At 69.4% G+C, this 12,910-nt stretch carries 10 protein-coding genes; 5 read left to right on the forward strand and 5 right to left on the reverse strand.

What is annotated here, in order from left to right; all coding sequences use genetic code 11:
• The first annotated feature begins 9 nt into the window (after window positions 1-9).
• Complete coding sequence (locus BS69_RS0100585; RefSeq protein ID WP_037504275.1) at window positions 10-2,016, forward strand: protein-disulfide reductase DsbD family protein; 2,007 nt, start codon at window positions 10-12, stop codon at window positions 2,014-2,016.
• On the opposite strand, the gene BS69_RS0100590 is transcribed toward BS69_RS0100585, so the two are convergent.
• Window positions 1,994-3,634 (reverse strand): amidohydrolase, encoded by a 1,641-nt coding sequence (locus tag BS69_RS0100590; protein ID WP_029940049.1) that lies wholly within the window; start codon window positions 3,632-3,634, stop codon window positions 1,994-1,996. The two genes, BS69_RS0100585 and BS69_RS0100590, sit on opposite strands and share 23 nt — an antisense overlap.
• 53 nt (window positions 3,635-3,687) lie before the next feature.
• Here BS69_RS0100590 and BS69_RS0100595 point away from each other — a divergent pair, with 53 nt between their 5' ends.
• Entirely contained in the window at window positions 3,688-4,902 is a 1,215-nt protein-coding gene (locus tag BS69_RS0100595; protein ID WP_037504277.1) for a threonine ammonia-lyase, read from the forward strand.
• Here the strand turns inward: BS69_RS0100595 and BS69_RS0100600 are convergent.
• Window positions 4,899-5,432, reverse strand: a complete 534-nt coding sequence (locus BS69_RS0100600; protein WP_156956778.1) for a hypothetical protein — start codon at window positions 5,430-5,432, stop codon at window positions 4,899-4,901. The genes BS69_RS0100595 and BS69_RS0100600 overlap by 4 nt on opposite strands.
• Before the next feature lie 201 nt (window positions 5,433-5,633).
• Here BS69_RS0100600 and katG point away from each other — a divergent pair, with 201 nt between their 5' ends.
• A complete protein-coding gene (gene katG / locus BS69_RS0100605; protein WP_051676384.1) occupies window positions 5,634-7,871 on the forward strand; it encodes a catalase/peroxidase HPI in 2,238 nt (745 codons plus the stop codon).
• A 51-nt stretch (window positions 7,872-7,922) separates the two neighbouring features.
• Here the strand turns inward: katG and BS69_RS0100610 are convergent, their stop codons facing one another.
• A complete protein-coding gene (locus BS69_RS0100610) occupies window positions 7,923-8,822 on the reverse strand; it encodes a hydrogen peroxide-inducible genes activator (protein WP_029940053.1) in 900 nt (299 codons plus the stop codon).
• 230 nt (window positions 8,823-9,052) lie between these two features.
• Between BS69_RS0100610 and BS69_RS0100615 the strand changes: the two genes are divergently transcribed.
• Window positions 9,053-10,687: a serine hydrolase domain-containing protein gene (locus BS69_RS0100615; RefSeq protein WP_029940054.1), complete on the forward strand. Its 1,635-nt coding sequence runs from the start codon at window positions 9,053-9,055 to the stop codon at window positions 10,685-10,687.
• A 3-nt stretch (window positions 10,688-10,690) separates the two neighbouring features.
• Here the strand turns inward: BS69_RS0100615 and BS69_RS0100620 are convergent, their stop codons facing one another.
• The gene (locus tag BS69_RS0100620) at window positions 10,691-11,284 is read right to left on the reverse strand and encodes a TetR/AcrR family transcriptional regulator (protein WP_029940055.1); all 594 of its coding nucleotides are present in this window, start codon (window positions 11,282-11,284) and stop codon (window positions 10,691-10,693) included.
• 51 nt (window positions 11,285-11,335) lie between these two features.
• Here BS69_RS0100620 and BS69_RS0100625 point away from each other — a divergent pair, with 51 nt between their 5' ends.
• The gene (locus tag BS69_RS0100625; RefSeq protein WP_029940056.1) at window positions 11,336-12,223 is read left to right on the forward strand and encodes a metal-dependent hydrolase; all 888 of its coding nucleotides are present in this window, start codon (window positions 11,336-11,338) and stop codon (window positions 12,221-12,223) included.
• Here the strand turns inward: BS69_RS0100625 and BS69_RS0100630 are convergent.
• Complete coding sequence (locus BS69_RS0100630) at window positions 12,220-12,756, reverse strand: GNAT family N-acetyltransferase (protein WP_051676385.1); 537 nt, start codon at window positions 12,754-12,756, stop codon at window positions 12,220-12,222. The two genes, BS69_RS0100625 and BS69_RS0100630, sit on opposite strands and share 4 nt — an antisense overlap.
• Window positions 12,757-12,910: the final 154 nt, after the last annotated feature.

Below are 12,910 nucleotides of genomic sequence, written 5' to 3' on the forward strand. Positions count from 1 at the left end.
GCGGCGGCGATGCTTCGCCTGCTTGCCCTGTTGCTGTTGTTCCTCGCGTCACCGGCCGCCGCCCAGCTCGGCACCGGCACGGCGCACATGCGTCCCGAACTGGTCGCCGAGGGGCCCGCCGTGCCGGGCCGCGAGGTCGAGCTCGCGATCCTCATGACCCCGGAACCCGGCTGGCACGGCTATTGGGAAAATCCGGGCGACGCGGGCAAGGCGATGACGGTCGCATGGGACCTCCCGCCGGGCGCGAGCGCGGGGCCGCTGCGCTACCCCGTCCCGACCCGGCTCACCATCGCGGGCCTGATGAACTATGTGTTCAAGGGCCCTTATGCGGTCCTTGTCCGGCTCAAGGTGCCGGCCGATGCGAGGGGCACGCTGCCGATCCGGGCGACCCTCGACTATCTCGTGTGTACCGATGAGGTCTGCGTCCCCGAGCGCGGCTCGGTCGCGCTCAATCTGTCGGTCGGCGAGGGGGCGCGCGACGCGCGATTCGACGAATGGCGCGCCAAGGTCCCGCGGCCCATCGGGGCGGGCGCGCATTACGCGGTGTCGGGCCAGTCGCTCGCGATCGCGATCCCGCTTCCGTCGGCGGTCGGAGTCGGCCAGCCCTATTTCTTCCCGATCAGCGACAATGTCGTGCGCTATGCCGACGCGCAGCGCTTCCGCCGGTCGGGCGACACTCTGGTCGCCGAGCTGCCGCTGAGCGGCGCGCCGACCGGCGCAGTGGCGGGCGTGATCGACCTCGGCAACGGCCGCGCCTTGCAGGTCGAAGCTACGCCGGGGCCGGTGCCCGAGGGTGGGCGCGAGATCGGGGCGAGCGAGCCCTGGCGGGTGCTGCTGATCGCGTTCGTCGGCGCGCTGGCGGGCGGTCTCATCCTCAATCTCATGCCCTGCGTCTTCCCGATTCTCGCCCTGAAGGCGCTGGCGCTGGCCCGCGCGGGCGGCGAGGAGCGTCACGCCCGGATGGATGCGCTCGGTTACACCGCGGGAGCGGTGGTCGGGACCGGCGCGCTCGGCGCGGTGCTGCTGGCGATCCGCGCGGGCGGAAGCGCGGCCGGATGGGCCTTCCAGCTCCAGGACCCGCGCACCGTGCTGGTGCTGGCGCTGCTGGCGACCGCGATCACGCTCAATCTCCTCGGCCTCTTCAAGCTGCCGGTGCTCGGCGGCGACAGCAACCCGCGCGGTGGCTTCGCGACCGGCGCGCTCGCCGCCTTCGTCGCCACGCCCTGCGCCGGGCCGTTCATGGGCGCGGCGCTGGGGACGGCGCTGCTGCTTCCGGCCGCGGGCGCGCTGCTGGTCTTCGCGGGGCTGGGCCTCGGGCTGGCGCTGCCGTTCCTGCTGCTCGCCTACATTCCCGCGTTGCGGCGGCGTCTACCGAGGCCGGGTCCGTGGATGATCCGACTCCAGCGCCTGCTCGCCGTGCCGATGGCCCTGTCGGCGGCGGCGGCTTTCTGGCTCCTGTGGCGGCAGGGCGGAGGGACCCTGCTGCTGATCGGACTCGCCATCGCGGCGGTCCTCATCCTGCCTCTCGTCGCGGTCGGTCGGCTCCAGCACCGCGGCAGGCGCGCCTGGCCGGTCGGGCTCGCCGCTGCGGTCGCCTCGCTGGCGGCGACCGTGATCGTGCCTGCGGCCGCGCCGGTCGCGGCGCGCAGCGTCGGTGGTGCCGACGCGTGGAGCGAGGCGAAGGTCGCTTCCGCGCGGGCCCAGGGCCGGCCGGTGTTCGTCTATTTTACCGCCGACTGGTGCCTGAGCTGCAAGGTCAACGAGGCGAGTACGATCGAGCGCGACAGCGTGCGCGACGCGCTGAAGGCGGCTAATGCCGAGGTCCTCCGCGCCGACTGGACCGACGCCGACCCGGTCATCACCCGCTTCCTCGACAGTCGCGGGCGCGCCGCGATCCCGCTCTACCTCTGGTATGCGCCGGGTGCGGCCGAGCCCGAGGAATTGCCGCAGGTGCTGACGCCCGCGATGCTGATCGAGCGGGCGGGCAGGGCCGCTACTTCGCGCCCGAAGGGCTGACCGACCAGACCATCTTGCCGGCGATCCAGGTCTGCTGGACCTTGGTCCGCGCAAGGTCGTGCGGCCTGGCCGCGACCGGATCCCGGTCGACGAGGATGAAGTCGGCCCATTGTCCGGGCTCGAGCGCGCCGAACTTGCTTTCCGCGAAGCCTGCCCAGGCGGCATCGCGGGTGAAGCCGGCGAGCGCCTGGCCGAGAGTCAGTTTCTCCCACGGCCGCCAGCCGCCCGCGGGCTGATCGTCCAGGCCCTGCCGACTGACCGCCGCGGCAAGGCCGGGGAAGGGGGCGGGATCCTCGACCGGGAAGTCCGAGCCGAGCGCAAGCCTCGCGCCGCTCTTCTCGATGGTCTGCCACGCATAAGCGCCGCCCAGCCGCGTCGGCCCCAGCCGCGCTTCGGCCATCAGCCGGTCGCTGGTCTGGTGGGTGGGCTGCATCGAGGCGATCACCCGGTCGCGGGCGAAGCGGCCGAGGTCGGCGACGTCGAGGATCTGCGCATGCTCGACCCGCCAGCGCTTGTCGCCGACGCGCGCGCCGTTCGCTTCATAGGCCGACAGCACCATGGCGTTGGCGGCGTCGCCGATGGCATGGACGGCGACCTGGAACGGACCGGCCGCCTTGATCTCGGCGCGAAGCTGGGCGGGGGTGAGGAGGGGGAGCCCGCGCACCCCCGGGGCGTCGGCATAAGGCGCCTTGAGCCACGCGCCGCGCGAACCCAGCGCGCCATCGGCGTAAAGCTTGACCCCGAGCAGGCCGAGGCGGTCGTTCGCCTGCCAGCCCCTGGCCTCGGTCCTGCGCAGCGCGGACAGCGCCTGGCCGCCTGCCGCATAGCTCATGATCCGGATGCTGAGTTCGCCGCGCGCGACCCCGCCTTTCATCACGGCCCATTCCTCGGGCGAGGTTCCCATGTCGGCGACGGCGGTGAGGCCGCGCGAGAGGAGCGCGGTCTGGGCCCGCAACAGCGCCTCGCGCCGCATTTCCGGGGTCGGCGCCGGGATGGCCCGCGCGACGAGGTCGGTGGCGGCATCGGTGAAGAGACCCTGCTCGATCCGGCCGCCATTGGGCGCGGGGGTGGCGTCGGTGACGCCGGCTGCGGTCATCGCCGCCGAATTGGCGACGCTGGCGTGGCCGTCGACGCGCTCGAGCCAGACCGGGCGACCCTTCACGATCCCGTCGAGGTCGGCGTTGGTGGGAAAGCGCTTGTCGGCCCACAATTCCTGGTTCCAGCCGCGGCCGATGATCCAGGGCAGGGTGGGATTGGCCGCGGCATAATCGCGCAGCCGCTGCTGCAGTTCGGCGAGGCTGCGGGTGCCCGTGAGGTCGAGCTGTCCCAGCGCCATGCCATAGCCCATGACGTGGCCGTGCGCGTCGATCAGCCCGGGGAGCAAGGTGCGTCCGCCGCCGTTCAGGACTCGCGTTCCGGCCGGCAGGCGGAAGGTTTCGCCGTTAAGGACCCGCTTTACCTTGCCGTCGTCGCCAACCAGCAGGCCGGTGAAACGCTCGATCTTCCGGTCGGGGGTTGCGCGGACACCCTTCACGTTGGTGACGAGGAGATCGGCGGTCGCGGGGCTCGCGGCACCGAGCAGGAGGGCAGCGGCAAGCGGGGCAAGGTTTGTTCGCATGGCGCAAGGCTAGCATTGTGATGGGGGAGGGGAAGGGGTAGCGGCGGCGTGACATGACACCGCCGACCATCGCCGACATCCGCGCCGCCGCTGACCGCATCGAGGGTGCGGTCCTCAAGACCCCGTTCCTGCTGGGCCGAACCTTGTCCGAGATCATCGGTGCCGAGGTCTGGCTGAAGTTCGAGAACCTGCAGTTCACCGCCGCCTACAAGGAGCGGGGCGCGCTCAACAAGTTGCTTCAGCTGAGCGAGGACGAGCGTCGCCGCGGCGTGATCGCCGCAAGCGCGGGCAATCACGCGCAGGCGGTCGCCTATCACGGAAGGCGGCTCGGGATTCCGGTGACGATCGTGATGCCGGTCCACACCCCGCTGATGAAGGTCGCGCAGACGCAGGAGCATGGCGCCCGCGTGGTGCTGATCGGCGAGCGGTTCGACGACGCTTACGCCCACGCCCGCGAGATGGAGGCGGCCGAGGGGCTGGTGTTCGTCCATCCGTTCGACGACCCTGCCATCGTCGCGGGAACGGGCTCGATCGCGCTCGAGATGCTGGCCGAGGTGCCCGACCTCGATACGCTGGTGGTTCCCATCGGCGGCGGGGGCCTCATCAGCGGCATGGCGATCGCCGCCCGCTCGGTGAACCCGGACATCGAGATCGTCGGGGTCGAGGCCGAACTTTACCCGTCGATGAAGAATGTGGTCGAGGGGGGTTCGGGCGCGATCGGCGGCGACACGCTTGCCGAGGGCATTGCGGTCAAGGAGCCGGGCCGACTTACCCGCGCGATCATCAAGGAGCATGTCGACCGGATCGAGCTGGTCGAGGAAAAGGATCTCGAGCATGCGGTGGCGCTGCTGGTCGGGATCGAGAAGACCGTGGTCGAGGGCGCGGGCGCGGCGGGGCTCGCGCTGCTGCTGGCCAAGCCCGATCAATTCAAGGGCAAGCGCGTCGGCACCGTCCTGTGCGGCGGCAATATCGACACCCACCTCCTCGCCAACGTGCTGATCCGCGAGCTCGTCCGCTGCGGCCGGATCGCGCGGCTGCGGGTCGGCGCGCAGGACCGCCCGGGTGCGCTGGCGGCGATCACCGCCTGCTTCCACGCGGCCGAGGTCAACATCATCGAGGTCAAGCACCAGCGCATCTTCTCGAAGCTCCCGGCCAAGGACACGATCATCGAGGTTGAATGCGAGGCGCGCGATGCGCAGGCCATTGACGCACTGGTCGAGCGCCTGGAGGCGAAGGGCTTCGTGGTCGAGCGGGCGGCGCTCGACTAGGCGGCGCCCTCGCGCTCGCAGCTGGCGATCTGGAGCAGCATCGCGCCGGTCGCGAGGAAGCTGATCGCAAGCACCCAGGAGAAACTCGCGACAAGGTCGCTGGTCGTCCCGAACAGGGCCACGATGATGCTCGCCAGCGGCAGGCCGAGGATGAGGATGATCGACAGGGTGAGGTCGGTCGCGGCGGCGATTGCCGTCCAGCGGCGGACCGCCGAATGGCGCCCCTCGAAGGTCGCGAGGCCGAGCGCGATCACGCGCAGGACCAGCCAGAAGGTCATCACCGTGATGTTGGGCAGGAAGCGCGTTTCCTCCCGGGCGAGGAAGAAACCGCCCGCCGCGATGGTGGCAAGTCCGGCGAGGCTGGCGGGCAGGCGCGCGGCATGGCGCCCGGTGGCCGCCACCAGCTCGAGCAGTCCGGCGAGGAGCAGCAGTTCGCCCACCACCAGCGCGCCGCTCGACGCCGCAACTTCCGGAAGCAGCAGCGCGCTCGCGCCGATCAGCAGGATGAGCCAGCCGCAGAAGGCCGTCATGCGCGCTCGACGCTGGTCGGGGGTCGCCGTCATTGCACCCCAGTAACAAGAACGGACCGAAGGCGGTTCCCCTTTTTCACTTTTCGATCCGCACTCCGGCAATCGCTTTTTCCTTTCGTCACGGCGAAGATTGTTTGTTTGGGTCGATGAACGGGTGGAGCTAGGGGGAGATCGAAATTCCACTCGAGGAGGCTTGATTCCATGGACGCAAAAACCGGCGATCTTTCGGGGGGATGTCCCTACCAGACCAGCAAGGCTCGTTCGCTGCTCGGCCGTCAGAACAAGGACTGGTGGCCCGAGGCCCTGCCCGTCGACATGCTGCATCAGAACGGCGTGTCGCCCGACCCGCTCGGCCCCGACTTCGATTATGCCGAGGCGTTCAACGCGCTCGACTACAACGCCCTGAAGCGCGACCTCACCGCGCTGATGACCGACAGCAAGCCGTGGTGGCCGGCGGACTATGGCCATTATGGCCCCTTCATGATCCGCATGGCCTGGCACGCGGCCGGCACCTACCGAGTGACCGATGGCCGCGGCGGCGCGAACAGCGGCCAGCAGCGCTTCGAGCCGCTCAACAGCTGGCCTGACAACGGCAATCTCGACAAGGCCCGCCGGCTGCTCTGGCCGATCAAGCAGAAGTACGGGAAGAACATCAGCTGGGCCGACCTCTTCATCCTCGCCGGCAATGTCGCGATCGAGAGCATGGGCGGCCCGGTGTTCGGCTTCGCCGGTGGCCGCAAGGACGTCTACCAGAGCGAGGGCGACACCTTCTGGGGCACCGAGGAGCTGTGGGTCAGCGACGGCGCTCCGACCCGCATCACCGAGGAGGCGACCGAGCTCGAGGGGCCGCTGGCGGCGATCCAGATGGGCCTCATCTACGTCAATCCGGAGGGTCCGGGCGGCAACCCCGACCCGCTCCAGTCGGCGCGGGACATGAAGGCGACCTTCAGCCGCATGGCGATGAACAGCGAGGAGACGGTCGCGCTGACCGCCGGCGGTCACGCCTTCGGCAAGGCGCATGGTGCGAAGCCGGCGGAGAGCTTCGGCAAGAACCCGGCGTCCGAAAGCATCCACCTCCAGGGCCTCGGCTGGCTCACCGACGAGGAGGAGATCGGTGCCGGCCACATCACCACCAGTGGCATCGAAGGCAGCTGGTCCAACAATCCGACCAAGTGGGGCGGTGACTATTTCCGCCTGCTCTTCAAATATGACTATGAGCTGGTCGAGAGCCCGGCGGGTGCCAAGCAGTGGCAGCCGGTCAATCCGGACCCCGAGGACCTCGCTCCCGACGCGCGTGACCCGAGCAAGCGCGTGCCGACCATGATGACCACCGCCGACATGGCGCTGAAGATGGACCCCGAGTTCCGCGAGATCTCGCTCCGCTTCAAGGACGACCAGGCGGCGCTCGACGATGCCTTCGCCCGCGCGTGGTTCAAGCTCACCCATCGCGACATGGGGCCGAAGATCCGCTACCTCGGGCCGGAAGTGCCGGAAGAGACTTTGATCTGGCAGGATCCGGTCCCCGAAGGCCGCGAGCCCAGCAAGGCCGAGGTCGAGCGGTTCAGCAAGGCGATCCTCGAGTCCGGCCTCACCATCGGGCAGCTGGTCAAGACGGCCTGGGCTTCGGCCTCGACCTACCGCCGGTCGGATCATCGCGGCGGCGCCAATGGCGCGCGCATTCGCCTGGAGCCGCAGATCAGCTGGGAGGTCAATGAGCCCGCTGAGCTGAAGCCCGTGCTGGCCAAGATCGACGAGCTGCGCGGTGAGCTCAGCATGGCCGACGCCATCGTCCTTGCCGGATCGGCCGCGGTCGAGAAGGCGGCGCGCGATGCCGGCTTCAACGTCACCGTGCCCTTCCAGGGCGGCCGCGGCGATGCGACGCAGGAGTGGACCGACGTCGACAGCTTCAAGTGGATGGAGCCGCAGGCGGACGGCTTCCGCAACTATCTGAAGACTCACCAGCCGGTGCGGACGGAGGAGTTGCTGCTCGACCGTGCCGCCCTGCTCGGCCTGTCGGCGCCGGAGATGACGGCGCTGGTCGGCGGTCTTCGCGTCCTCGGCGCCAACCATGGTGACCGTCCGGAAGGCGTGTTCACCGACCGCAAGGGTCAGCTGACCACCGACTTCTTCGTCAACCTGCTCGACAACGACACCTTCTGGGAACTGGTCGATTCGTCGAGCGACGAGGAGTTCATCGGCTTCACCCGCGCCGGCAAGACCCCGAAGTGGAAGGCGACCCGCACCGACCTCATCTTCGGTTCCAACTCGCAGCTTCGCGCCACCGCCGAAGTCTATGCCGAGAAGGGCAATGAGGCGCTGTTCGTGCAGCAATTCATCAAGGCCTGGGTCAAGGTCATGAACGCCGACCGCTTCGACCTCTTGCCCGCGCGCAAGGTGTCGGCTGACCAGGCCGGCGACGGATCGTCCGTCGGCGCCTGAGTCCTGGCATCACGAGCGAGGGGCCGGCGGAGCGATCCGCCGGCCCCTTTTTCATGGGTACCGGAGGCGGCGCAATTCCTCTGCGAGCAGCCGGAATTCAGGTTCGCGCGGGCTGCCCTGCCGCCATACGAGCGCGATCTTTCGCCGGGCGTCCTCGGATACCAGGGTCCGCACTTCGACCCCGGTCCCGTCGAGCAGTCCCGCCTCGACCGCCATTTGCGGGACCAAGGTCACGCCGAGCCGGTTGTCGACCATCTGCACCAGTGTGTGCAGCGAGGTGCCGAGGATCATCGCCGAGGAGCGCATTTCGGGCCGGTTGCAGGCCGCCAGCGCATGGTCCTTGAGGCAATGCCCGTCCTCGAGCAGCAGCATGCGCGCCGCGGTGATCTCGTCGGGACGGATCTCGTCGCCCGAAAGTTCGCCGGCGGCCGAGGCGATCAGCAGGCGGTCTTCGAACAGCGCGTCATGGTCGATGTCGCCGCAGTCGAACGGCATCGCCAGGAGCACGCAGTCGACCAGCCCCCGGTGAAGGCTGTCGCAGGCCGTGGCGCTCGGCTCCTCGCGCAGGAACAGCTTCAGTTGCGGATGTTCGGCGCGCAGCCGCGGCAGGAGCGGGGGCAGCAGGAAGGGCGCGATGGTCGGGATCACCGCCATCCGCAGTTCGCCGGTCAGCGGCTCGCGCTCGGCCTGCGCCATGTCGGCAAGTTCCTCGGCCGAGCGCAGCACCAGCCGGGCCTTGGCGACGATCCGGTTGCCGAGCGGCGTGAAGCGCAGCACCCGCCGCGACCGCTCGACGAGGGTCGAGCCGAGCAGCGACTCGAGCTCGCGCAGCGAGGCGGACAGGGTGCTCTGGGTGATGAAGCAGCTCTCGGCGGCGCGGCCGAAGTGACCATGGTCGTGAAGCGCGACCAGATACTGGAGCTGGCGGAGGGTGGGGAGATAGGCTGTCATCGGTTCAGTCAATCAATACAACAAGTCTAAGTTGTTAGACCATCCATTCCAAAGCGGGCATTGGGAAGGCAACGGACATGCCTGTTCCCCTGCATGGCATTCCGGGCCGCCGCCGCCAGCCTGTGATCCTTCCCCCTTGGATCGGCACGATGCGGCGGCGGCCAATCGCTGCCATTGACCCTGCTGTATTGTCGCTATAGCACACCCCTGACTTTTTCCGGGGGTGCGTGATGCGACTGGTGGCGATGGGTGCGATGATGGTGGCGGCGGCGACAGCTGCCGATGCGACGCCGCCAGGCTTTCCGGCGCGGGCTTCTGCGGTCCTCGCGAGCGCTGCCCCGGCCGACGGACCGGGCATCGTCGCCGTCGTGAGCGAGAATGGGCGGGTCGTCTGGCGCGGCGCAGCGGGCAAGGCCAACCTCGCCACCGGCGCGCCCTTGGCCCCCGCGAGCCTCTTCCGCTACGCCTCGATCAGCAAGCAGTTCACGGCCGCCCTGGTCCTCAAATATGTCGAGGATGGCCGGCTCGGGCTCGACGACGATCTCGGCAAGCTGCTCCCCGCCGAAACGCCGGAGGCCTGGCACAAGGTCACCGTCCGCCAACTGCTCAATCACACGTCGGGGATCCCCAGCTATACCAGCAAGCCGGGCTTCATGGCCGAGGCGAATACCGCGCGGGCGATCACCACGCGGCAATTGATCGACGTCACCCGCGACATGCCGATGGATTTCGCGCCCGGCACCCAGTTTCGCTACAACAACACGGGTTACGTGCTCCTGTCGGCGATCGTCGAGAAACTGTCGGGCAAGCCCTGGTATGCCGCGCTGCGCGAGCGGATCACCGGTCCGCTCGGGCTCACGTCGATCCGCTGCGGCTGCGAGCCCGGGCCGGCGGTGGTCGAGAGCTATACCGGCGGCAACCGGCCTTCGCAGAAGATCGACATGACCGTTCCGAGCGGGGCGGGGGCCTTGGTCGGGACGGCCGAGGACCTCGCCCGGTGGGCCGCCGCGCTGCACGGCGGGAAGGTGGTGAAGCCCGCCAGCTACCAGGCGATGATCACCCCCGCGATGCCGGCGGGGGCGACCGAGAAATATGGCTTCGGGCTGTCGCTCGGCGACGTCCGAGGACTTGCCGCCATCGGGCATAACGGCGGCATCCCGGGCTTCTCGACCGAGAGCATCTATGTCCCTTCGAAGAAGCTGTTCGTCGCCGCGCTGGCCAACAGCGACAGCGGCGCGGTCAATCCCGGCATCGCCGCCCGGCGGCTGCTGGCCGAAGCCGCCGGCATTCCCTTCCCCGAGTTGAAGGCCATGCCGACGGACCTGAGGACGCTCGAACCGCTGTTCGGCGTCTACAGCGGCGCCGGGGGGCAACGGCGCTTCTTCGCCCGCGACGGCAAGCTCTACACGCAGCGCGCCGACGGTGCCCGGGTCGAGGCCTATTGGGCCGGCGGCGACCGCTTCTTCTACGGTCCCGATTCGCTCAGCTATTTCGCGGTCGCGACGGGCGCGGACGGCAAGCCGGTGATGACCTTTCACCCCAATGGTGCACTCGCCGGCGAGACGCTCGCGCGCACCGGTCCGGTTCCACCCGAGGCCGCCGCCGCGCCGCTGACCCCGGCGCAGCTCGACCGCCTGGCCGGAAGCTATGCCTTCGGGCCCGCGACCATGACCATCGCGCGGAGCGGCGCCGGTCTCACCGCGCAACTCACCGGCCAGCCGCCGATCGCCCTCGATTCGATCGGGCCGAACGAATTCCGGACGGTCGGGGTCGATGCGCGGCTGGTCTTCGAGGAGGAAACCGGCAAGCTCGTCCGGGTCGTCCTCCACCAGAACGGCCGGACCATCCCTTTCGCCCGCCAGTAAGCGTCAGTCGCGCAGGGGCGAGCCGGCAAGTCCCTCGATCTGGGCGGCGGCGACTTCGCGCACGGCTTCACGGTCGAGCCCGCAGGCCCGCGCGATCTCTTCGCCCGCGAGGCTGTCCCCGATCGCCAGCAGGGTGAGGCTGAGCGTCATCCGGTCGACCGGACGGGGGTCGCCCGCGGCGCGCATGGTGCGGATGATCCGCTCGATGGTCGCGATCACCGGCTCGAGCGCCTCGCGCTGGCGGGTCAGCGCGACCCAGCCGATGAGTTCGCCCGCGCCGTCGCGGCGGAAGGCGTCGAACATGGCGTCGATCACGTCGCGCTCGCTCGCCTCGCCGCGGCGGCGCTGCTCGATCGCGCTCTCGATCGAGCTTGAGACGGTTCGCGCGATATCCTCGGCAAGCGCGCGCTGGAGCCCGGCTGCCGAGCCGAAATGATGGAGGACGTTGGCGTGGGTTCGGCCGACCCGCGCGGCCACGGCCTGCAACGTCACCGCCGCGGCACCCTCCCGCATGAGCAGGTCGCGCGCCGCCGCCACCGCCGCGGCCCGGCTCTCCTCAGGCGACACCCGCTTCCGGGTCAGGGCATTTATTGACATTCTTGTAAGCAATCTTCAGATAGGATTCTGTCATTCGATTGGAGGACCCGCATGAGCGTGGCAAGTCTCGAGCGCGTTTCGGTCACCCCGGAAGACCTGACGATCACCCCGCGCGACCGCCGATTCGGCCGCGAGGAGCAGACTCCGCGCTGGTGGCTCAACAACTCGCCATACGAGACCGCGCTCTACAATGCGCTGTCCGCCACCTTCCCCAAGGGCGAGGCCTATTTCATCGAGAGCATCCGCGCCTTCCGCGACCAGGCCGACGAGAAACTGGCGGGCGAGATCCGCGCCTTCACCACGCAGGAAGTGATCCACAGCCGCGAGCATCTCGCCTTCAATCGCCGCGCGGTCGAGGCCGGCTACGACCTCGCGCCGCTCGAGCAGACCGTGCAGGAGAGCCTCGACCTCCTCAAGGGCCGGCCGCCGATCCTAGACCTCGCCGCGACCATGGCGCTCGAGCATTTCACCGCGATCATCGCGCACGAGCTGCTGGCCAATCCGCGCCACCTCGCCAATGCCGACCAGGCGACCGCGGACCTCTGGCGCTGGCATGCGGTCGAGGAGATCGAGCACAAGGGCGTCGCCTACGACACCTGGCTTGCGGCGACCAAGGACTGGACCCGGTTCAAGCGGTGGAAGGTGAAGAGCATCCTGATGCTGCTCGTCACCCGCAACTTCGTCCAGCATCGCACGCAGGGCGTGCTCGAACTGCTCCGCCAGGACGGGATCACCGGGCTTCGCGCCTGGGCCGGGGCCCTGTGGGTGATGTGGGGCCGGCCCGGCATCTTCCGCAAGGTCGGCGCGGCCTGGCTCGGCTATTTCCTGCCGGGCTTCCACCCGTGGAAGCATGACGACCGCGCGCTCATTCGCGGGTGGGACGCGACCTACGATTATCGGCAGGAGCCGCCCGCACGCCGCGTCCGCAAGGCGGCCTAGGCCGCCAGCACCCGTTCCTCGCAGCCGAGGTCGAGCGTGAACAGGCGCGCCAGCTGCTCGCCGTTGCGCGCGCAGCTGTGCCGCGGCGCCGTCCGCCCGGTAGGCCGGAAGCCGAGCTTCTCCAGCACCCGCCCGCTCGCCGGATTGTCGATGAAGTGCGACGCCTCGAGCCGGTCGAGCCCGATGGTCCGGGCAATCTCGACCAGCTGCCGGCACGCCTCGGTCGCATAACCCCGGCCCCAGTGCGCGCGGGCAATCCAGTAGCCGATCTCCACCGCGCCCGAGGGCGAGCGGTCGAAGCCCGCCGCGCCGATCAGCTCGGGCTCGCCATCGGTCCGGCGCAGCAGCACGAAGCGCGGCAGGACGATGTCCTGCGGCTTGGCCAGGAACTCGTGGGCCTCGGCCTCGCCATAGGGCCAGGGCGCGGTGCCGAGGTTCCGGACGATCGCCTCGTCGGCAATGGCCCGGGCGAGCGCGGGCGCATCCTCGGCCCAGCCCGGTCTCAGCAGCAGTCTCTCGGTACGAGCGAACATCTTCGGACCTCTCTTCCCCGAGGCCCCGCTAGCGGGGCCAGATGACAAAATCGGGAGAAGAAAAAGAAAGGGAGAAGAGGGGGCTTCCCTCTTCTCCCTTCCAGGTCCTCGGATGAAGTCCTGTATCGGGCTGCCCCCTCCTGGGGCGGCCCGT

The sequence above is a fragment of the Sphingomonas astaxanthinifaciens DSM 22298 genome (assembly GCF_000711715.1).
Lineage (GTDB): Bacteria > Pseudomonadota > Alphaproteobacteria > Sphingomonadales > Sphingomonadaceae > Sphingomicrobium > Sphingomicrobium astaxanthinifaciens_A.